Origin of the sequence: Gilvibacter sp. SZ-19 (genome assembly GCF_002163875.1) — a bacterium.
Classification (GTDB): Bacteria; Bacteroidota; Bacteroidia; order Flavobacteriales; family Flavobacteriaceae; genus Gilvibacter.
Window position 1 is genome coordinate 2,628,861 of the sequence record NZ_CP019333.1, and the last position, 21,529, is coordinate 2,650,389.

At 44.3% G+C, this 21,529-nt stretch carries 14 protein-coding genes; 9 read left to right on the forward strand and 5 right to left on the reverse strand.

Features of this window, described 5'->3' with window-relative positions:
• Positions 1 to 182 precede the first annotated feature (182 nt).
• The 4 genes from BTO09_RS12275 to BTO09_RS12290 form a co-directional block, all read right to left on the reverse strand.
• Positions 183 to 545: a diacylglycerol kinase gene (locus tag BTO09_RS12275; RefSeq protein WP_087525062.1), complete on the reverse strand. Its 363-nt coding sequence runs from the start codon at positions 543 to 545 to the stop codon at positions 183 to 185.
• Between the two features lie 3 nt (positions 546 to 548).
• Complete coding sequence (tpx, locus tag BTO09_RS12280) at positions 549 to 1,046, reverse strand: thiol peroxidase (protein ID WP_087525063.1); 498 nt, start codon at positions 1,044 to 1,046, stop codon at positions 549 to 551.
• Between the two features lie 71 nt (positions 1,047 to 1,117).
• Entirely contained in the window at positions 1,118 to 2,590 is a 1,473-nt protein-coding gene (nhaC, locus tag BTO09_RS12285) for a Na+/H+ antiporter NhaC (protein WP_087525064.1), read from the reverse strand.
• 122 nt (positions 2,591 to 2,712) lie between these two features.
• Positions 2,713 to 3,930 carry an aminotransferase class I/II-fold pyridoxal phosphate-dependent enzyme gene (locus BTO09_RS12290; RefSeq protein WP_087525065.1) on the reverse strand — a complete coding sequence of 406 codons (1,218 nt, stop codon included), beginning with the start codon at positions 3,928 to 3,930 and terminating at the stop codon, positions 2,713 to 2,715.
• Between the two features lie 154 nt (positions 3,931 to 4,084).
• Between BTO09_RS12290 and BTO09_RS12295 the strand changes: the two genes are divergently transcribed.
• The 3 genes from BTO09_RS12295 (at position 4,085) to lpdA (ending at position 6,687) form a co-directional block, all read left to right on the forward strand.
• Positions 4,085 to 4,552 (forward strand): Lrp/AsnC family transcriptional regulator, encoded by a 468-nt coding sequence (locus BTO09_RS12295; RefSeq protein WP_087525066.1) that lies wholly within the window; start codon positions 4,085 to 4,087, stop codon positions 4,550 to 4,552.
• A complete protein-coding gene (locus BTO09_RS12300; RefSeq protein ID WP_087525067.1) occupies positions 4,545 to 5,189 on the forward strand; it encodes a CPBP family intramembrane glutamic endopeptidase in 645 nt (214 codons plus the stop codon). Before BTO09_RS12295 ends, BTO09_RS12300 begins: the two co-directional genes overlap by 8 nt.
• A 91-nt stretch (positions 5,190 to 5,280) precedes the next feature.
• Positions 5,281 to 6,687 (forward strand): dihydrolipoyl dehydrogenase, encoded by a 1,407-nt coding sequence (gene lpdA / locus BTO09_RS12305; RefSeq protein WP_087525068.1) that lies wholly within the window; start codon positions 5,281 to 5,283, stop codon positions 6,685 to 6,687.
• 1 nt (position 6,688) lies between these two features.
• Here lpdA and BTO09_RS12310 read toward each other — a convergent pair whose 3' ends face one another.
• Positions 6,689 to 8,935, reverse strand: coding sequence for a hypothetical protein (locus BTO09_RS12310; protein WP_087525069.1), 2,247 nt, complete (start codon positions 8,933 to 8,935; stop codon positions 6,689 to 6,691).
• Positions 8,936 to 9,056: 121 nt separating this feature from the next.
• On the opposite strand from BTO09_RS12310, the gene pabB reads away from it, so the two are divergent.
• The 6 genes from pabB to BTO09_RS12340 all read left to right on the forward strand — a co-directional run bounded on the left by pabB (position 9,057) and on the right by BTO09_RS12340 (position 21,528).
• Positions 9,057 to 10,361, forward strand: a complete 1,305-nt coding sequence (pabB, locus tag BTO09_RS12315; RefSeq protein ID WP_232454962.1) for an aminodeoxychorismate synthase component I — start codon at positions 9,057 to 9,059, stop codon at positions 10,359 to 10,361.
• Positions 10,362 to 10,406: 45 nt separating this feature from the next.
• Positions 10,407 to 11,723 carry a tRNA lysidine(34) synthetase TilS gene (gene tilS / locus BTO09_RS12320; RefSeq protein ID WP_087525070.1) on the forward strand — a complete coding sequence of 439 codons (1,317 nt, stop codon included), beginning with the start codon at positions 10,407 to 10,409 and terminating at the stop codon, positions 11,721 to 11,723.
• Positions 11,702 to 13,690: a thioredoxin family protein gene (locus BTO09_RS12325; protein ID WP_087525071.1), complete on the forward strand. Its 1,989-nt coding sequence runs from the start codon at positions 11,702 to 11,704 to the stop codon at positions 13,688 to 13,690. The genes tilS and BTO09_RS12325 overlap by 22 nt, the downstream gene beginning before the upstream one ends.
• A 265-nt stretch (positions 13,691 to 13,955) precedes the next feature.
• Positions 13,956 to 16,760, forward strand: coding sequence for a triple tyrosine motif-containing protein (locus BTO09_RS12330; RefSeq protein WP_198356481.1), 2,805 nt, complete (start codon positions 13,956 to 13,958; stop codon positions 16,758 to 16,760).
• 255 nt (positions 16,761 to 17,015) lie between these two features.
• Positions 17,016 to 20,036: a TonB-dependent receptor gene (locus BTO09_RS12335; RefSeq protein WP_087525073.1), complete on the forward strand. Its 3,021-nt coding sequence runs from the start codon at positions 17,016 to 17,018 to the stop codon at positions 20,034 to 20,036.
• Between the two features lie 4 nt (positions 20,037 to 20,040).
• A complete protein-coding gene (locus BTO09_RS12340) occupies positions 20,041 to 21,528 on the forward strand; it encodes a RagB/SusD family nutrient uptake outer membrane protein (protein WP_087525074.1) in 1,488 nt (495 codons plus the stop codon).
• Position 21,529 lies beyond the last annotated feature (1 nt).

Here is a 21,529-nt window from a genome sequence, read left to right on the forward strand (position 1 = left end):
ACACCCAAATTATAAGGTAAAATGTCGTTATGAGCATTGCAAGCACAATAAAACAAAGGATTTTCTGAATTTCAGCATAGCAGCGCTATGGTTAAATTCAAAAATTCAGTGAAACAATTGGTTTTGAAGTGATTTCAATGCGGAATAGATTTTTTACCTGGCAATTTGGGTAACAATAGTACTTAGTTAAAGTAGGGAATATAGATGATACAACCAATCACTATAGCGATAACTGCAGCAAAAAATACCGCCCCTGCAGCTACGTCTTTGATATAACCAATTTTAGGGTGATGGTCTGGGTGGATAAAGTTGGCAATTTCCTCTATTGCCGTATTGGCTCCTTCTACAGCCATTACCAGACCAATGGCAAAGAATTGCAAGGCCCATTGGGTGGTGGTAATGTCAAAGTAAAAACCAGCCACTATCATAAGCACGGCAATAGCCGCCTGAACCTGGATGCTGGCTTCGTTTTTAAGCAACATCCAGGCTCCGCGACCGGCGTATTTGAACGCCTTTAATCTTTTGGCGATAAAATTGTCTTTCATTGATTATAATGCGGCAAGTGCAGCCTCGTAATCGGGCTCTTCGCCAATTTCTGCAACCTGTTGGTTGTAAATGACCTTACCGTTCTCATCGGTCACCACAACAGCGCGCGAAAGCAGCGCATCGAAAGCACTACCTTTTATAGTCGCGCCATAATCCTGGCCAAAGGCTCCGGTTTTAAAGTCAGAAAGCATATGTACATTCTCAAGGCCTTCTGCGGCACAGAACTGTTGTTGCGCAAAGGGCAGGTCCTTAGAAATGCACAACACAGCAGTGTTCTCTAATTGTGAAGCCGCTTCGTTGAAGCGACGCGCTGAAGCTGCGCAAACTCCGGTGTTGACCGAAGGAAATATATTCAAGATCAGTCTTTTGCCGCTGTAATCGGCCATGGTCTTGGTAGACATATCGTTGGCAACCAATTTAAAATCTGGTGCTTGAGTTCCTACTGCAGGCAAGTTGCCAATAGTTTCGGCGGGATTTCCGCCCAAGGTAATAGAAGCCATAGTTGTTATTTTTTTACAAAAATACGACGCCCAAATGCAGAATGCATTAAGGTTCTCTTAAAAAATCTAGATTATTTTGCGGTTGCCAATTGACGGATCTTTATGCGGAAAGCAGCGAAGATCAACGTCATGAAAGGACTCAGCCAGTTAAAGATCGCAAAGGCAAAGTAGTCAACCACTGGGACTCCCAAAACGCCACTTTGATAAGCGCCACAGGTGTTCCATGGTACCAAGACCGAAGTTACTGTCCCGCTATCTTCTAAGGTTCTAGAAAGGTTTTCCGGAGCTAAGCCGCGGTCTTCATAAGCTTGTTTGAACATCTTTCCGGGGATCACCAAGGCTAAATATTGATCCGAAGCAACGACATTAAGCCCCAAACAACTGATCACTGTTGAGACAAAAAGTCCGAAGATAGAATCTGCCAAGCTCAAAAGGGCCTTGGTAATTCTTGCCAGAGCACCTATAGCATCCATAACGCCTCCAAAAACCATAGCGCAAATGATCAAGGCGATGGTCCAATTCATTCCCCACATACCTCCAGCGGCGAAAAGGTCATTCAGATCGGCATTGTCTGTTGCTACTGCAGTATCGAAGAAGATAGCATTTACAACTACGCCTATATTGGAATCGCCCAAGCTGGCCAGAACGTCGCTTTGAAATACCAAAGCGAAGATCACTGCTGCTATGATACCACCACTGAGAGCCACTAAGGGCTTGGCTTTAAGTAGGATCATCCCAATGACGACTAAAGGAACACCAAACAACCAGGGGTTGATATTAAAAGTGCTGTCTATCGTATTTAATATTGCAGAGACGTCAGCATCTCCACTTACATCGGCACTGAAAGAAAGAATGGCAAAAACCACCAAAGTGATCAAAATAGATGGCACTGTGGTGATAGACATGTATTTAATGTGGGTAAAAAGATCTGTGCCCGCCATGGCTGGGGCTAAATTGGTCGTGTCGCTCAGAGGAGACATCTTGTCTCCAAAATAGGCACCAGAGATCACAGCTCCTGCAATCATTCCTGGGGAGATACCTAAAGCTATTCCAATACCCACCAAAGCAATTCCCACAGTTGCAGAGGTGGTCCAACTGCTTCCGGTAGCTATGGAAATAATTGCCGAGATGATCACGGAGGCTGGCAAGAATATCTCAGGGCTCAATACCTTAAGACCGTAGTATACCATAGCGGGAATTACACCACTAACCAGCCAAGTTCCGGCCAAAGCGCCTACGAGCAGTAGGATCAGTACTGGAACAAAAATACTTTTTAGGTTTTCCCAAATCTCTGCGAGCATTAGGTTCAGGCTTACTTTATTGACAAAGCCCATGATCATTGCTGCAGCGCCTCCTAAAAGCAGTATGTATTGGTTGGAGAAATCCCCAAGCCAAACACCGTCTTTGGCAAATATGTTGTAGGCGAGCAAGGCCATTAAGATAATCACAGGTATTAAGGCTTCCCAGATATTGAGTTCTCTGTTTTCAATGATCTTCTGATCCTCCATGGGGATCTTTTCAATATTGTCTTGCTCGTTTTGCATGCTTAGTTTTTAAGAACTGTAATGTTACGATTTTAGCCTCCGAATTGCAAACGCTAATAAGCCGCATCCGCAGCACAAAAAAAAACGGGCACTAGGCCCGTTCTAAAACTTGTTTCTATTATTTAGATAGTCGTTGCAGGTTGCAAAACACCAACAGCTTCCATACAGGCTTTCATCTGCGCGAAGGTTCTGGTGATGTCGTTATCTAAGCCTACGGAGAAACGAATAAGTCCGTCGCTTAGGCCCATTTCCGCTTGTTCTTCTGCGGGGATCTCCGAAGAGGTTGAACTTCCCGGAGCGCTGAATAGGGTCTTGTAGAAACCTAAGCTAACTGCTAAATAACCTAAGTTGCGCTCTTGCATAAGTTCCATCAGCTCATTGGCTTTCTCTAAACTGCCAACGTCTATGGTCAGCATGCCTCCGAAACCATATTCTGAGTTCATCATCTTGGAGAACACTCCATGACTTGGGTGTGATTCCAAACCAGGATAAACCGTTTTTAAACCTAAGCTTTCAAAGGCGCGGGCCAAATAAAAGGCATTGTGGCTGTGTTGTTTCATGCGGATGTGCAGCGTACGGAGATTTTTTAGGATAGACGAGGCTCTAAGACTGTCCATAGTGCTACCCAAGAGCATGGCAGCTCCGTCATTCACATTGCGCAATTGGTCAATGAATTCTCGGGTTCCACAGATCACACCACCCACCGTATCCGAAGAGCCGTTGATGAACTTGGTCAAACTGTGGATCACTACATCTGCTCCTAAACGTCCTGCAGGAATTGAGAGCGGAGAGAAGGTATTGTCAACTACCAGCTTTAAATTGTGCTTCTTGGCCAATTCAGCTAAGGCCGTAATATCTGCCACCTCAAGCAACGGATTGCTCACTGCCTCACAATACAACACTTTGGTGTTCTTGTTAATGGCTGCTTCTACCACATCCAGTTTGGTGATGTCTACAAAACTGGTAGCAATTCCCAAGCGCGGGGTGAAATTCTTTAGAAAGGCATAAGTTCCGCCGTAAATGGTGCGGCTAGAAACTATATGATCCCCCTGCCCGCAGAGCTGCAGGAGCACAGGGCAAATGGCGCCCATACCACTGGCAGTCACATTTGCGGTCTCGGTCCCTTCTAAGGCAGCCAGCGCTTCTCCCAAATACAAATTGCTCGGGGAGCTGTGGCGGGAGTAGAGGTAACAGCCGTCTGCGTTGCCCTCAAAAGTATCGAACATGGTCTTGGCCGATAAGAAGGTATAGGTGGAGGAGTCTGAGATCGATGGGTTAACGCCACCGAATTCTCCGAAGTATTGTAAGTCTTGGATGTTGTCTGCAGGTTTGAAAGCCATTTTTGTAGGGTTTTATTCATCAAATTTAATTTAGAAAGGTTTATTTAACCAAACATTTACATATGATTAGTATATTATTAGGTCAAAAAGGGTTTACTTAGTAAAAAATTTATCACCTTTTCTAAAAAAAGCTACGAACACCGAAAAATTTTCTATGCAATTAGACCAAACGGATAAGCAGATTTTAAACATTCTGCAAGAGGACGCTAAAATCACCAATAAAGAACTGTCGTCGCAACTTAATCTTTCGCCTACGGCAATCTATGAGCGCATCAAAAAACTAGAGCGCAATGATTTCATCAAGAATTATGTGGCCTTGCTCAATGATGACAAGATTGAACGTGACTTTGTGGTTTTTTGTCAGATAAAACTGTTGCAACATGCCAAAGATTATCTGACCACCTTTGAGGCAGATATCATTGCTTTGCCAGAAGTTTTGGAATGCTATCACATTAGTGGCGATTACGATTATTTACTCAAAGTAGCGGTAAAGGACATGGAAGCTTACCGGGCCTTTATGGTTACTAAATTGACTACCTTGCAGTACATTGGTAGCACGCACAGTTCGTTTTCGATCAGTGCGGTTAAGCACACCACCAAACACGAAATGGGTAATGAATAAACAACTGCTGCTTGGTGCAGAGTTTCTGATCTTCTTTGTGGTCTTACCGGTAAGCTTTGCTTGGAATTATTCTATATGGATAAAAGCCGGCTTGGCCTTGGCAGGCTTGGGTTATATCATTGCCAGATTGGTCAAGGACCCGACTAAACCGCTAAAGTGGTTCAATTCTTATCCTTGGAGATCCTTTTTAAAACGCATTTCGTTACAATTCGTGATCATTGCCATAGTGACGACACTTTTTGTCCTGTGGAAAGCGCCAGCGAGTCTATTTTGTGTGCCTAAAAGTGATCCGCAGCTGTTTATAGGCATCTTGGGGGTGTATACCTTTTTGTCCGTATGGCCACAAGAACTAATCTACAGAACCTATTTCTTTAGTCGTTTTGAAGCTTTGTTTCCCAATAAGAAGGTCTTGATCTTTGTCAATGCCGTTATCTTTTCTTTGGCGCATATCTTTTTTAGAAACACCTTGGTGAGTGTGCTTACCTTTATAGGCGGTTTGCTGTTTGCCTATACCTATCTGAAAACCAGATCCACACTATTGGTCAGCATAGAACACGCCATCTATGGCAATTGGTTGTTTACCGTTGGGATGGGAGACATGCTGGCTTTCCCGGGGATGGATGCCTGCGCTGCTTAGGGCTTAAGGAAGAACAAAACATTGCGACCAAGCCCTTAGGTAGAACGCCAAAAGCTTTGTAAATTTGCAGTCGATTTAAATCATTTTTTCTATGAGTTCATTTGATGTAGTAGTAATCGGTTCGGGCCCTGGAGGCTATGTAGCAGCCATTCGTTGTGCGCAATTGGGTATGAAGACAGCCCTGATTGAAAAGTACAATACCCTGGGAGGTACCTGTTTAAATGTAGGTTGTATTCCGAGTAAGGCCCTGTTAGATTCTTCGCATCACTACGAAGATGCCGTAAAGCATTTTGAAGAGCACGGCATTGAAGTTCCGGGCGAGGTGAAAGTGAATTTAGAGAAAATGATCGCTCGCAAGCAGGACGTAGTGGATCAGACCACCTCTGGGATAGACTACCTAATGAAAAAGAACGAGATCACCGTATTTCACGGGATGGGCTCATTTGTAGATGCAACGCACGTAAAAGTTGACTTGACCGAAGGAGGCGAAGAGACCTTAGAGGCCAAGAACATCATAGTTGCTACCGGAAGTAAACCATCGACCTTACCTTTTATCACTATCGATAAGGAGCGTATAATAACTTCTACGGAGGCTTTAAAAATGCCAGAGATCCCAAAACACTTGGTTATCATTGGAGGAGGAGTTATTGGCCTTGAGCTAGGACAGGTTTACCGTCGTTTAGGGGCCGATGTTTCTGTGATCGAATATATGGATCGCATCATTCCAACAATGGACCGTGCTCAAAGCAAGGAACTTACCAAAGTGATGAAAAAACAAGGGGTGAAATTCCACGTTTCACATCAAGTTACTTCGGTGGAGCGCAATGGCGATGAGGTGACCATCAAAGCCAACAACAAAAAAGGCGAAGAGGTTAGCTTTACGGGAGACTATTGTTTGGTCTCTGTGGGGCGTCGTCCGTATACAGATGGATTGGCTGCCGATAAGGCAGGAATCCAAATGGACGAGCGCGGTCGTATTGAGGTGAATGAGCATCTGCAAACCAATGTATCTAATATCTATGCCATTGGCGATGTAGTTAAAGGTGCTATGTTGGCGCACAAAGCCGAAGAAGAAGGGGTATTCGTTGCAGAAACCATTGCCGGACAGCAGCCACACATCAACTACAATTTGATTCCTGGAGTTGTATATACTTGGCCAGAAGTTGCATCCGTAGGGAAAACCGAAGATCAGCTCAAAGAGGAGAACGTAGACTACAAAGTTGGACAATTCGGTATGCGTGCCTTAGGACGTTCTCGTGCTAGTGGAGATATAGACGGTTTTGTAAAGATCCTTGCCGACGCCAAGACAGACGAAGTCTTAGGTGTACATATGGTGGGAGCACGTGTAGCTGACCTGATCAGCGAAGCGGTAACTGCAATGGAGTTCCGCGCTAGCGCAGAAGATATTGCACGTATGAGTCATGCGCACCCAACCTATGCAGAAGCTGTTAAGGAAGCTGCCTTAGACGCCACAGACAAGCGTCCACTACATATCTAGATTATTCGCCTAGCGCTTCTTTATAGCTGCGCAATAAAGCTCTGGCTTGTGCTTTCCATGCAGTTTTGACCTCGTCAAATTCTGTGTATGCAGGCGTAACTGAGAAGTCTTCCGGGTCTGGGGAATCGATCACCCCAATGGCAAGGATGGGTTCGCTTTCGTCCGAAGTTGATAAGACCTTGTACACACCTACGCGGACTCCAGAATCTTCTATTTCGCCCATTTTCTCGACCTCGTTATTGTATTCGCCGATATAATCTCCGACGTAATTATAAACACAGAGCTCGGTAAAACTATCTGGCGCTAGATATTGCTGCGGAATCACATCTGCCAGTTCGGCATTGAACAAGGCTTCCATGATCTCATAGCGGGAGTAGAAAGGATCCATATATTGCTTGAGAATTTCAGGATCCGCCTCATAACCCATGCGCATGTATTTGAGCAAGGCTTCGGTTTTGGTCCAAGGCTCTTTGGCGTAAGGCGTATAGATGGCTTTTAAGATGGCCCCGCTCTTCTCAGCATCAACGGCAGGATCAGACTCCGCAATAGACATATAATAGTAGATCAAGCTATCGTTGAGGTAGAACTCCTTGTCACGGGTAGCAGCATCGTTGTATTTGCGCAATTGTGTTTGGATGTCTTCGGTGATCGCTTCCTGCAAGGCGCTGAACATTTCAGGCAAGTCGTCTTCTCCCATGATATGGTCTGCATAGAGTCCAACAAGTAGATCTTTAAAATCATCGTTGCGGTATAGTGCTGCCAATTGCTGCGGATACTTTTTTATGAGGTGTAAACTATCCTCCAGCTGATAAAAGGCCAAGAAGGTTTCTTCTGTGCGCTTTGGTGGATCGGTAAGCAACAGATCCATGAGCTTTTTATCTGCTTGTAGCTCTTGAAAGTTTAAAAATTCACTAACGATCTCTTCTCTTACCTTTTCTGGGGTTTGATCTTGTTGGTAATAGGCTAGCAGGCCATCCATATGCGACTGATTCCCCAACTTGGTTATGGGAATGATAAGGTCGGTCTTATTCTTTTCATAGCCTTGATCTTCTACTGCTTCATAAGACATAGCAGACAAGAGTAGATCTATATCGGCAGTGGTGAAATCGTGATAGAGTAGTGCCGTTTGTCCCCGTTTTACCTGGGTGGTATCGCTGCTGAGTAGCGCAGCCACGATCTCCTTGGTCTTTGGCGCTCTGATGTCCATTTTGGGCGCTTTTCTTGTATAGGTAAAGGAGCCTAGAAAGCCATTTATTAGGCCCAGATCTATTTCTTCTTGCCCCACACAACTGTAGAGCTGTACCAAATGGTCATCTACATACATGGTTTGGATAAACTGTTGTACGTTGGTGTTGGGGTTAAGGATCCTTGCCCTGATTCCGCGCACTCCGTTTATGTCAATCAGTTCTTTTTCGGCAATGGAGTCTTTGTACTCCAATAAATCGTCCAAAGCCCCAACAAGATAAGTATCTACATCTTGGGTTCTGTAAAGGGAATTGAGTTTGCTGGTCTCTACCATATAAAGACCGCCAGTAAAGTCTGATGTTCCTGTATATGTCCGCGTATACAAGAATTCGTCAGCCGGTGTTCCTTCTGTTTCTGTAAACAGACGCATTTCTGTTGGAGCTTCAAGCTGGAAAAGATCTTCAAAGACAAAATCACTGATCTGATCTTCTTGAAAAGGTTCTAGCTTAAAGGAGGTGAAAAAGCGCGAATCGATATCTACTTTGTCTCCCTTTTCTTTGGCCTGCGCCATGATGGCGTAGCTCCGATTACCTCTAAAATAGAATTTAAACACGCCATTATAGGTGTTAAAAAAGCTCAGATAAGCAATAAAACCTTTTACACCTTGCTCTTCAAAAGGGATAGGGTCACCTACAAGCTCGATGCCATTGGCTAATTCCGACCCCAAAGTCTCCAATACCTCTTCCTGATTTACCAAATAATATCCTTCGGGCTGATCGTTATAGCGGATCAGATAATTGAAATCTAGCTTAGGGTCGCTTATGAATTCAATATTCATATAATACGGTTGCCCTTCTGGATCCAGCGGATTTTCAACCTCACGATCCATTTGCTTCATCGGCACATCGGGGATCTCTATACTATATGCGCCTTGAGCGTTAGAATAGGGAACCCATTTAACTTTACGGTCTTGATCTGTCTTGGTAGTTTCTAATGAGATTGGCGTTAATAGGCTTTTGTAGCTGTTCTGACCTAATGCGAGCTGAATGCTTAGCGTTAACAATAATAAAGTCGGTGAAAGACCACAAATACAGGCTCAGGGGCGTAGCTTGTTCAATTGTTTAAAAATAAAGGGATTTGTACCAATCAATAATAGTAATTTTAAGCCATAATTCTTGAGTTTCTTGAGGAAATCTTATCAATTCACCGTATCTGATCCCGCTAAGTTCAAGCAGCAGCTTTTTATGTGGAGCCGCAGTTTTGAGCAATTGGTCATTTTGGATTCCAACGCACATCTGTCTGCGCACTCTGCTTTTGACACGGCCTTTGCTCTGGGTGCGCGAGCAGCCATAAAATGCCAGGCGGGAGAAGCTTTTGCGGCTTTACAAGCCTTTAGAGCATCCCATCCGGATTGGATGTTCGGCTATTTGGGCTACGATCTAAAGAATGAATTAGAAGACTTAGATTCCCAAAATCACGACGGACTCCGATTCCCTGATCTACACTTTGTGGTTCCAGAGAAACTGATCATTCTAAAAGAGGATAGCTGTACTTTTTGGTATCCGCAGGAATTAGCAGATCAGGCAAGCAGTGATAAAGAGACCATTGAAGCCATTGTTTTAAGTCTGCAAACGGAAAAGGTCGATAAGGAACCTTTAAAGATCCGCCTGCGAACTACCAAAGACACTTATTTTGAGCGTTTCGCCAAGATACAGGGGCATTTACAGCGCGGCGATATTTACGAGACCAACTTTTGTCAGGAGTTCTTTGCAACTGCTGCAGCGCTGGATCCCTGGCAACTATACCAGCAGTTAAACAGGGTAGCGGAAGCGCCGTTCAGCACTTTTGTGCGCTTTAATGAGCATTTTATTATTTCTTCCTCGCCGGAGCGTTATTTACAACGTAAAGGCACTGTGGTGATCTCACAGCCCATTAAAGGCACTGCTAAGCGAGGCAGTGACCCTAAAACAGACGAACTCCACAAGCAACGCCTGCAAGCAGATCCTAAAGAACGCAGTGAGAATATCATGATCACAGATCTGGTGCGCAACGACCTGTCGCAATTGGCTGTTCCTGGTAGCGTGCAGGTCACCGCACTCTGCGAGCTGCATTCGTTTAAGCAAGTGCATCAACTTATAAGTACAGTACAGGCGGAGGTCTTAGCAGAAACCGATTCTGTAGATATAATCAAGGCGACCTTTCCTATGGGGAGTATGACAGGAGCACCTAAAGTAGCGGCCATGCAGATCGCAGAAGAAGTAGAAGACTTTAAACGCGGTGTATACAGCGGTGCGATCGGCTATTTTACCCCAGAAGGTGATTTCGATTTCAATGTGGTTATCCGCAGTATTTTGTACAATGCTGCTCGAAATTATGTCAGCTTTCCCGTTGGTGGTGCCATCACCGCCGCTGCCAACGCTCAAGACGAATACGAAGAATGCCTCTTAAAGGCCAAAGCCATGCGGCAGGTGCTAGAAGGTATTTCTTAGAGAAGCCTTAACAGTTGTATTGATTGGCAAACCCTATCTTTGCGCATGCTCACTACCTTTTCAGCTCAGTTTGGTGAAACCCTCCCCGAAATCAAGGGAGCCAAGGTTCTTATTGCCTGTAGCGGGGGCTTGGACAGTAGCGTGCTCTTATATTTAATGGCACAACAAGATTGTGAGCTATTGGTAGCCCATTGCAATTTTAAATTGCGCGGCGCGGAGAGCGACCAAGATCAGGAGTTTGTTCGAGAGCTAGCTGCTAAGTATAAAGTCGGTTATTTTGAAAAATCCTTTGACACAAAGGCCTTACTAGAGCAAAGCGGGGAATCGCTTCAAATGATGGCCCGTAGGTTGAGATACGATTGGTTCGAGCAGTTGCTCCAAGAGCAGCAAGCGGACTATCTGATGACAGCCCATCATGCCGATGACAATCTGGAGACCTTCTTGATCAATATCAATAGAGCGAGCGGAATTAAAGGCCTTTGTGGGATCCCATCGCATAGCGATAAATTGTTAAGGCCGCTATTGAGTTTTGATCGAGACACCATCAGAGCCTATGCCAACAAGGAAGGGCTTGCTTGGCGAGAAGACAGTTCCAATGCCTCCGATGCCTATTTACGCAACGCTTTGCGTCATCATGTTATTCCTGCATTAAAAGAACAGCTTCCCGATATAGAAAACCAACTTTTACAGACACAAACTTATTTACAGCAAGATTTAAAGCTCTTGGTGAACTTTATCGAACAGCTAAAAGATAAAGTGTGGCAGCCTACTGTTTACGGCATGACAATAGACCTTGCTGCACTCAGTGAAATTGGAGCTGCAGATGCTCTGTTGTTTCATTTGCTGCGTGATTATGGGTTTACAGATTGGAAGGCCATAGGAGAGCTTAAACAAGCCCAAACGGGTAAAAAGGTTTATTCTGCAACGCATCAGCTATTAAAAGATAGAGAGCAGCTGCTTTTATTCAAAAAGGAGATCAGCACTCCAGATGCCTATTTCGAGTTTGAGGTCTTTAGCACCCAAGAGCTACCTGTAGCGCTTCAGTTTAAAAAGGTCAGCAGTTGGTCTAAGCTTGCAAACCACACTATAGTCGTAGATCAGGACCGTTTATCGAGCCCTTTGATTTTGCGAAAATGGCAGCCCGGAGATCGATTTTTTCCCTTGGGAATGCAAGGTTCTAAAAAATTGAGTGACTACTTTACAGACCAGAAGATTTCGGGACCAGAAAAAGAAAAAATATGGCTACTTTGCAGCGGTTCTGAAATCGTTTGGGTTGTTGGCTATCGGGCAGATGATCGATTCAAAGTAACCAAAAACACTAAAAATCTACTCCAAATTTCATGCGCAGCTTCAAGTCATTAATAACTTTACTGGTTTTATTTTTCGCCTTAACTGCTCAGGCTCAGGTCATTGATCCGATCAAGTGGGAGGTAAGTATCAGCGAGCAGCGCGGTGATACCTTAAAGCTTAGCCTAAATGCTGAGATCATAGAAGATTGGTATACCTATGCTTATTATATGGACGAAGGAGGGCCTATTCCCACCGAGATATCATATGAATTTACTGCAGGAGATTATACCATTCTAGACGATGTTGCAGAGAGTGAAGTGATCCGTAAGTTCGATGAGACCTTCGAAATGGAGATAGGTATTCACGAGCAAACCGCAACTTTTACACAGTCTGTTATTCAGCATAAGCAAGGAGCGCCACTAAACATTGTAGTAGACTATCAGTCTTGTAATGCGGAGCGCTGTATATTCGAAAATGCGGTGCTGGCTGTTCCTGTTCCTGGTGGCAGCTCTGTAATTGAAAACCCCGAAGCCACTGAAAAGGACAAGACCCTTAGTGAGGCCCTTAAACTCGATCTGGGAAATGGTCAGTACTTAGAGACAGATCAGGAAGAGAACTCCGGCTGGATGAACTTTTTCTTAGGATTTTTAGGCGGTCTCATCGCACTGCTTACACCCTGTGTTTTTCCTATGATCCCCCTCACGGTCTCCTTTTTCACCAAGGGCAGCGAGGATAAAAGGAAAGGTATTTTCAACGCCGTGCTCTACGGTTTGTTCATTGCGCTTATCTATGTGCTGCTAAGTGTTCCTTTTCACGTTCTGGATTCTATAAACGAAGAGATCCTAAACACCATCTCTACCAATGTAACGCTCAATGTGGTCTTCTTTGTGATCTTTTTGGTCTTTGCCTTTTCCTTGTTTGGATATTTCGAATTGACCCTGCCGAGCTCTTGGGGAACTAAAATGGATCAAAAAGCGACCTCATTAGGCGGCGTGCTGGGTATTTTCTTTATGGCGATAACCCTAGCCATTGTCTCCTTTTCTTGTACCGGACCTATTTTGGGTACGCTCTTGGGGAATTCACTTTCTTCTGATGGAGGCGCCTGGCAATTGACTTATGGTATAGCGGGCTTCGGATTGGCACTGGCCTTGCCATTCGCACTTTTTGCCATGTTCCCGAATTGGTTGAACTCCTTACCCAAAAGCGGCGGGTGGATGACCACAGTAAAAGTGGTTCTCGGATTTTTAGAACTCGGTTTTGCCTTTAAATTTTTAAGTAATGCCGATCTGGTCTCGCATTGGGGAATCCTTAAGCGAGAGATCTTTTTAGGCGTTTGGATACTCTTAAGCTTGGCCCTAGCGGCCTATCTCTTCGGATTCTTTAAGTTTCCTCATGAAGGTAAAAGCAAGCGCAAGGCGATCCCTGTATTGCTCGGGCTCCTGTTCGTGGCTTTTGCGGGCTATATGACCTTAGGCTTGACCAATCCGCCTAAATCCAACCTATCCTTATTGAGTGGTTTTGCACCACCGATGTTTTACAGTGTCTACGACAAAGATATTTCCGATATCCACGGAGAGCACACCTATACAGATTTTGAGCAAGGTGTGGCTGCAGCTCGCAGTTTGAACAAACCACTGATCATAGACTTTACCGGTTGGGCCTGTGTTAATTGCCGCAAGATGGAAGAACAGGTGTGGGTCGAGCCACAAGTCCGAGCATTATTACACGAAGAATATGTGCTTGTTTCTCTTTATGTGGACGATAGAGCGCCCTTAGATGCCTCAGAGCAATTCAATTTTTTACGTCAGGACGGTAGTTTAAAATCAATTCGCAACGTGGGTAATAAATGGGCAACCTTCCAAACGGTGAACTTTAAGAACAACTCTCAGCCATATTATGTTCTTATGGATGCAGACCTAAATCTGCTCAACAGGCCGGTAGGATATACTCCGGACGCGGACGAATTTGCCTCTTGGCTGCAAACCGGGCTGGATAACTTCAATGCTACGAAAGCACCAAAGCCGATCATCGGGAATTAAAAAAGCACTCTGAACCGAAGTACGAGAGTGCTTAGACAAACCTAACTTAGCAAAGACTGAAGCTCTTGAGCTTCAGTTACGTACCTGTGTCTATTAATAAAAATTCATCCCCACAAAAAATTATTAATTGTAACGACAAAAGCACGTTTTCTTAGTTGGTTAAAAATAATATGGGATGGACGCATATCCTATACGTACTTCCACGTATTTTTTCACCTCCATTAATATAAGCATTTCCGCCAATTTTTTGGTATTTTCACGTCATATGAAGCGCTTCTTGCTATTCACGGGATTCTTCTGCTTGCTCCAATGCATGGTCTATGCACAGGAACTCCCTCCCATAAAGGCATATACTTCAAAGAACTATCAGGCTGGAAATCAGAATTGGGGCATAAGCCAAGATTCCAACAAGAATATGTTCTTTGCCAACAATGAGGGCTTGCTTCATTTTGACGGCAACAACTGGAAGCTTTACAATTCACCCAATAAGACGATAATGCGTTCGGTACTGGCTGTAGGTGAACGTATCTATACCGGTTGTTATATGGAGTTTGGATTTTGGGAAAAGAATCCTGCTGGGGCCTACCAATACACTTCTTTGAGTCAGGACATAGCTGGGCGTTTAGTAGAAGACGAACAATTCTGGAGTATTCAGCAGGTGGACGACCTGGTCCTGTTTCAATCCTTAGATAGAATTTATATCTACGATACGGTCAATACCACTATAGAGACAGTTCCAACTCCTGGAATCTTTAAGATGTTCAGACAAGGGAACACTTTTTATTTCCAAGACAATGATTTGACCTTTTACCGTATTGATGAGCAATTAGCACAGCGCACGGGAGATCTATCAGATTTTAATAGCGATCGGGTAGTGGCGCTATTTCCGACAAGTACAGGCACCTTATTGCTCAGTCAGACCTCTGGGTTTTACAGGTTAACCCCTAACGGCTATGAGCCTTGGCAAACGGCCTTAGACGACATGGCCACCGATTTGAGAGTCTACGCAGCAATTCAACTAGAGAATGGAAATTTTGCTGTGGGTACTGTGGCTTATGGCCTAATGATCTTAAACAGCGAAGGGCAATTGATCGCTCAATTTAATCAGCGCAATGGCCTGTCAAATAACACCGTACTGGCACTTTATGAAGATGCCGATAACAACTTATGGGCGGGCTTGGACAATGGAATAGATGTATTAAATCTCAATGCTCCATTAAAGATCTATACAGATGTAAATGGAACCATTGGCAGTGTTTACACGGCAGTTGAACATCAGGGAATGATGTATTTGGGTACTAACCAGGGGCTGTTCTATCGCGATCTTAATGGTTCGGCGGAGTTTAAACGCATCGATGGCACTAATGGCCAGGTTTGGGAGTTAAAACTAATCGATGGCAATTTGTTCTGCGCTCATAACGATGGCACCATGATAGTCAAGGGCAGTACAGCTACGCTTTTATCTGACCACTCTGGTAGCTGGACCTTTTTGGCTGTTCGAGACGATCCAGATCGTATTCTGGTCGGTAATTATCAAGGAATAAGCCTTTTAAAGCGCAATAAAGGCAACTGGGAGTTCGATGGCGCAATAGAAGATTTTCAATACTCCTCTCGATTTTTGTATTACGATGCCGATGGCACAGTATGGATGAATCATGAGTACAAAGGGGTTTTTCAACTGGAACTAGATCTGGAAAACAAACGACTACTCAATATTAGTCGAGAGGATGATTTACCACTTGGAAAGAATTCAGGCTTGGTACGTTATAAAGACCGTTTGGTCTACGCTGCAGAATCCGGAGTATTTGTAAAAGAACCAGGCCAAGAATTTAAATTAGACAGTCTGTTATCTGCCGCATATCAGAAAGACGATCAATACGTAACGGGCCAATTGGATGTAGACGAGCAACAGAACCTTTGGTTATTTGGAGCTAATCAGATCAAGATCTACGGCCCCAGTTCATTCGGGCGTTCCATAGTCATGAAGAACATTGCCTTGTCAGAAGACATAAGAAATCAAGTGATAGGATATGAAGAGGTAGGTATTACAGCAGACGGACACTATATACTCGGTACAACCACCGGATACCTTATGCTAGATGTAGAAGGCTTCTCGCCCAAAGTGAATGTGGTACATATTGGTGCGGGTAATATGACCAGTGAACGCGGCGAGGAAAGAGCCATCACACAGTCCGAAGAGGAGTTCAGTTCAAACTTCAACAGTTTACATTTAGCACTCCATACGCCGAATTACGATACCTATCTCAGTAAGGAATTCCGCTATCGCTTAATCGATTTTAGGAAACAATGGAGCCCTTGGAGCAAGGACAATACGGTGATCTTTGAGAATTTGCCTCCAGGAACCTATACTTTAGAAGCTCAGTCTCGTGTAGGGTTAAACCCATCTTCCAATACGGCCACTTGGGAATTTACCATTGCAAAACCTTGGTACGCTTCCAATTGGGCAGTTGGCTGCTATGTCGTATTAGGCTTGCTGAGCATGCTTTTTATAAATGAAGTTTACAGACGCCGCTATAAAAAACAACGCAAGAAAATAGAGGAGGACAATCAGCGGAAGCTAGAAATGGAGCGCCTAAAGAATGAAAAACAGAGCATCGCTCTGCGCAATGCGAATTTGGAGCGCGATATGGCGAGCAAGAACCAAGAGTTAGCCATTGCAACTATGGGTATGGCACGTAAGAATGAGGCTTTACAGGGAATCAAGAAAGATCTCGACAAAATAGACGAGAAAGATGCCAGACAAGCCCTTAAGCATGTTCGCTCAATAATAGAGAACAATCTAAACGACAGTAGCGATTGGGAACTATTGCAAAAGGCCTTCAATAACGTGGATAAGGATTTCATCAAGGAGCTTAAGACCAAGTATCCTAAACTTACCCCAAACGACCTAAAACTATGTACCTATTTGCGTTTAAATCTCAGTTCTAAGGAGATCGCACCTCTTTTAAATATCTCGGTCCGTTCTGTAGAGATTAGTAGGTATCGCTTGCGCAAGAAAATGGGATTGCCCACAGAGATAAATCTGGTCGATCACATACTTTCCATATGATGTTGTGGTATTAGATTGTTAATTTTCACTCAACATTACCTATACAATATTGATCCAAACCTGTTCTATTTTATCCAAAATGACTCAACATTGATATTGTTAAGTGTCTGTAAAATAGATGTTTAGATTTTTAAAATTATCAAATCAACAATTTAAATGTTAAAATTTTAGGATGTAGATATTTTGTAGGGGTGTAAATTGTCAAATCGTAAATGTAGTGGTGTAATTTAGTAGATGTAATATTAAAGTATCTCTATGAAACTGCTCTTCACTGCAATTTTCGGCTTTTTTATCTTGTCTGTCTCCGCGCAGCAACTCAACATCACCGGAACCGTTTACGACAATCAGAACATTCCTTTAGGGGGTGTTAATGTTGTAGTTCAAAATACCAACCTTGGAGCTATATCTGACTTCGATGGAAATTTCGAAATCCAGAACGTTCCAGCTGGTGCTACCTTAGAATTTACCTATATAGGGTTTAAAACCGTAACTCAGGTTGTCAATTCCAGTGGAGCCCTTACTATAATAATGGAAGAAGATGCGCAAGCCTTAGATCAAGTAGTGGTTGTGGGTTATGGTGCACAAAAACGAAAAGAGATCACCGGGGCTGTTACTGTTCTATCCGCAGAGACCATAGAAGAGCTAAAACCAACACGTGTGGAGCAAGCACTTCAAGGTCAAGTGGCGGGGGTTCAAGTTACCTCTGGTTCCGGGGCACCAGGTGCCGGACTTAATATTACTATACGTGGTGTTTCCACAAACGGGGATTCTCGTCCCTTAATATTAGTAGACGGTAACGTTATTGAAGACTTAAGTACTATTAGCCCTACCGATATTGAATCCATCAACGTATTGAAAGATGCCACGGCAGGTATCTACGGTGTGCGGGCTGCAAATGGTGTTATCCTTATTACCACCAAATCAGGTCGTAAAAATGCACCGCTATCTTTAAGTCTAAACACTTTTACCGGATTTCAGCAGACCAGCAGAAAGATCCCTGCGCTCAACGCTACAGAGTATGCTTTATTGGTCAATGAGGCTAGAACCAATGGTGGGCAAGCGCCTTTGTTCAATGATGTATCTGGTTTAGGACAAGGAACAGACTGGCAAGACGAGGTGTTTAAAACCGCCGCTCGTTCCTTTATAGAGCTCACCGGAGATGGTGGAGGTGACAAATCCCGCTATTCCTTCAGTTTGGCCTACACCAACCAAGACGGTATCGTAGGTGGGGGAGATAAGTCTAACTTCGAAAGAACCACTGGACGTCTTAACTACCAATACGATATACTAGATAACCTAAAGTTCACTACCGCAGCCATTTACACCTATACCGACAGTCGTGGGATCTTAGAGAACGCTATTGGATCGGTACTTTACAACGCACTTAACAATGCGCCGACCTTCGCTATTCGCGATGCCAACGGCGATTTTACATTGGCAGAAGGACTCGGGAACGAGGTGATCAATCCCTTGGCTCAATTAGAGAATACCTACAACAGAACCAAAGTGAATAAGATTGGTGGTAGTGCGACGCTTAGATATGAATTCTTGGATGATTTTGCTGCGGAGGCCCGTTTTCAAGGAAACTACTCCGAAGTTGACGGATGGTTCTTTCAGCCAGAGGTTTTCTACGGATCTGGGAAGGTCTTTAACATAGCTCGTAATGCTGTAGGAGAGTCCTTAAATACCTTTAAAGATTACACCTTCGATGCCTTTGTAAATTACAACAAATCCATTGGAGACGATCACAATATCAAAGCCACCATTGGTACTTCGGTATTCCAAACGGTAGGTGAATTCACCGGTTCAACAGGTTTTGACATTCCAGACAACGATGTGGCCAACGCTTCTATTGCCAACGCTACAGACGTTATCGATAATTTCTTGAACGTACCCAACACTTTCGATGCCCGCTTGCTTTCGTATTTCGCACGTGTTCAGTACGACTATAAAGGAAAGTATTTGTTCTCGGGAGTTGTTAGACGTGACGGTTCTACCAAGTTTGGTCCTAGAAACAAATTCGGGATATTCCCATCATTCTCAGCGGGTTGGATCATGAGCGATGAGGCCTTTCTGGCAGATGTGTCATGGTTAGATTTCTTAAAGCTTAGAGCTTCTTACGGAATACTCGGAAACGACCGTATTCCAGATTTCCAATTCGTTTCTCTGCTAGGAGGCGAAGGAGAATACGTGATAGATGGCAACTTAGAGCAGCGTCCTACGCTAGGGGTTATTGCAAACCCAGAGATCCAGTGGGAGCAGCAAGAGTCTTTCAACATCGGATTCGACTCGCGCTTCTTTAACAGCCGCTTGAATGTGACCGTTGATTACTTTAACAGACAGACCAACGACCTATTGGTATCTGCACCGATCTCTGGTATCCTTGGAGCCAGTGCTCCAGGATCTTTACCACCTATTGTTAACGCAGGTACAGTAGAGAACCAAGGAGTTGAATTTGCAGTGTCTTGGCGCGGAACTATCAACGAAGATTTCAGATACAGTATTAGTGGTAACATGACTGCCTTGCGCAATGAAGTGTTGTTCGTTAATAGTGACAATTCATTCTTGCCTGGAGGTTCCTTTGGGATCGGACAAGATTTCCCTGCCCGTATGGAGGCTGGTTTCCCTATTGGATATTTCTACGGATTGCAAACCGACGGGATCTTCCAGAATCAGGCAGAGATCGACGCACACGCTATTCAAGACGGCGCATTGCCTGGAGATCTTCGCTTTGTTGACGTAAATGGCGACGGTGTAATTGACAGCAACGACCGCACCAATATCGGAGACCCAATTCCAGACCTTACATTTGGTCTTAATTTCTCTTTTGAGTGGAAGAACTTCGATTTCTTGGCCTATGCCTTCGGATCTGTCGGAAACGACATTGTTCGCAACTACGAACGCAATCAGCAGTTGACCAACCGAACTGTATATTATCTAGATCGCTGGACTGGCCCAGGGAGTTCAAACTCTTTCCCTCGTGTGACCACGGCAGCTACTTCAAACACATTATTCTCTGATTTCTACGTCGAAGACGGTAGTTTCTTAAGAATGCAGAATCTCCAATTGGGGTATTCCTTTGGAGAGGGAATGCGTGAGAAATTCAAACTCAGTAAGTTCAGAGTATACGTATCTATTGACAACCTATTCACCCTAACCGAATATCAAGGGTATGACCCGACAGCTTCTGGCGGAGCGCCAATTGGAGCGGGAATTGACCAAGGATTCTATCCTACACCAAGAACCTTTTTGTTAGGCCTAAACATCAAATATTAAACCCATGAAAGTGTCCATTTTTCTAAAACCTGTCTTAGCTTTTTGCCTGCTTGTAGGCTTTGCCTGGAGTTGTAGCGACGATTTTGTAGACGTTGACGCTCCTGTGGCTAATTCAGAAGACTATTTCAACAACGAAGAGGAGTATCAATCTGCCTTGATAGCGGCTTACGATCTACTCCAGAGTAGCTATATCAATGTGATGTTAGGGGAGATAGCCTCTAACAACACTTTGGCTGGAGGTGAAAGTGCGATCGACGTTCCTGGAATTCAGGAAATAGACGATATGCGTCATACGCCTATCAACCAACAGCTGCGTGACATCTGGACTTGGATGTACGGTGGAATCAACCGTGCGAACTTTATCATGGAGTTTAAAGACAAGACCGATTTCCCAGGGAAAGCCAATGTGCTTGGACAAACCACATTCCTTAGAGCTTATTATTATTTCGAATTGGTAAAATTCTTTGGCGATGTACCGCTAGCAGTCGACAAACGCATTCTTTTTGGAGAGGAGACCAGTATCGACAGAACTCCAGCGGCAGAGGTCTATGCTCAGATCGAGGCCGATCTACAGTTTGCCATAGATAATTTGCCAGCGGTGCAACCCGAGACCGGGCGCGTGACCAAAGGTGCTGCTCAAGCCCTATTGGGTAAAGTTTACTTGTATCAGAATAAATTCGGCGATGCTGCCACTGTTCTAGATCAAGTGATCAACTCTGGTAACTATTCTTTAGTAGAGAACTTTGCAGACATTTGGGAATTGGAAGGAGAGAACGGCCCAGAATCTGTTTTCGAAGTACAGTATACAGATGTACAAGGTGCGAGTTTCAACTGTTTGCAGTGTAGCGAAGGAAACGTTGCGGTTGGTTTTAACGGGATCCGCAATTTTAGCGGCCCTTTATACGATTCAGGTTTTAGCTTCAATGTACCGACTCAAGAGACCTATGACGCTTATGAAGATGGCGATACGCGCAGAGATGCCGGTATTTTAAATATCGAGCTGTTTGCTGCAGAAAATGCCGATTACAACGGCGGAGCAGGTGTGTCTTGGGTAGAAGGTTTTGAGCACACAGGCTTTTACAACAGAAAATACATTGCGCGTCAAGGAGATCTTAACATTGGAGATCAAAACCTGACCAATCCAAACAACTACAGAGCTATCCGTTATGCAGACGTATTACTAATGGCTGCGGAGGCGCACAATCGCGGCGGAGGCTCTGATGTAACTGCACAGCAGTATCTGAATCAGGTTCGCGAAAGAGCTGGCTTAGCTCCGATCACTGCAACAGGAGCTGCATTGACAGAGGCTATTTACCTAGACAGAAGATTAGAGCTTGTTGGCGAGGGACACCATTTCTTTGATTTGGTAAGAACTGGCCGTGCAGCTACCGATATAGACGGTTTCCAAACCGGCAAACACGAATTATTTCCAATCCCAGAAATTGAGATTCAATTAGCGGGTAACCGTTGGGAACAAAACCCCGGATATTAAT

What these genes read in the sequence shown, in the direction of transcription:
- BTO09_RS12290 (WP_087525065.1), bottom strand. Translation starts at nt 3,930, where the DNA reads ATGGCTTTCAAACCTGCAGACAACATCCAAGACTTACAATACTTCGGA.
- BTO09_RS12295 (WP_087525066.1), top strand. Translation starts at nt 4,085, where the DNA reads ATGCAATTAGACCAAACGGATAAGCAGATTTTAAACATTCTGCAAGAG.
- BTO09_RS12335 (WP_087525073.1), top strand. Translation starts at nt 17,016, where the DNA reads ATGAAACTGCTCTTCACTGCAATTTTCGGCTTTTTTATCTTGTCTGTC.
- lpdA (WP_087525068.1), top strand. Translation starts at nt 5,281, where the DNA reads ATGAGTTCATTTGATGTAGTAGTAATCGGTTCGGGCCCTGGAGGCTAT.
- BTO09_RS12340 (WP_087525074.1), top strand. Translation starts at nt 20,041, where the DNA reads ATGAAAGTGTCCATTTTTCTAAAACCTGTCTTAGCTTTTTGCCTGCTT.
- BTO09_RS12325 (WP_087525071.1), top strand. Translation starts at nt 11,702, where the DNA reads ATGCGCAGCTTCAAGTCATTAATAACTTTACTGGTTTTATTTTTCGCC.
- tpx (WP_087525063.1), bottom strand. Translation starts at nt 1,046, where the DNA reads ATGGCTTCTATTACCTTGGGCGGAAATCCCGCCGAAACTATTGGCAAC.
- BTO09_RS12330 (WP_198356481.1), top strand. Translation starts at nt 13,956, where the DNA reads ATGAAGCGCTTCTTGCTATTCACGGGATTCTTCTGCTTGCTCCAATGC.
- tilS (WP_087525070.1), top strand. Translation starts at nt 10,407, where the DNA reads ATGCTCACTACCTTTTCAGCTCAGTTTGGTGAAACCCTCCCCGAAATC.
- BTO09_RS12300 (WP_087525067.1), top strand. Translation starts at nt 4,545, where the DNA reads ATGAATAAACAACTGCTGCTTGGTGCAGAGTTTCTGATCTTCTTTGTG.
- nhaC (WP_087525064.1), bottom strand. Translation starts at nt 2,590, where the DNA reads ATGCAAAACGAGCAAGACAATATTGAAAAGATCCCCATGGAGGATCAG.
- BTO09_RS12275 (WP_087525062.1), bottom strand. Translation starts at nt 545, where the DNA reads ATGAAAGACAATTTTATCGCCAAAAGATTAAAGGCGTTCAAATACGCC.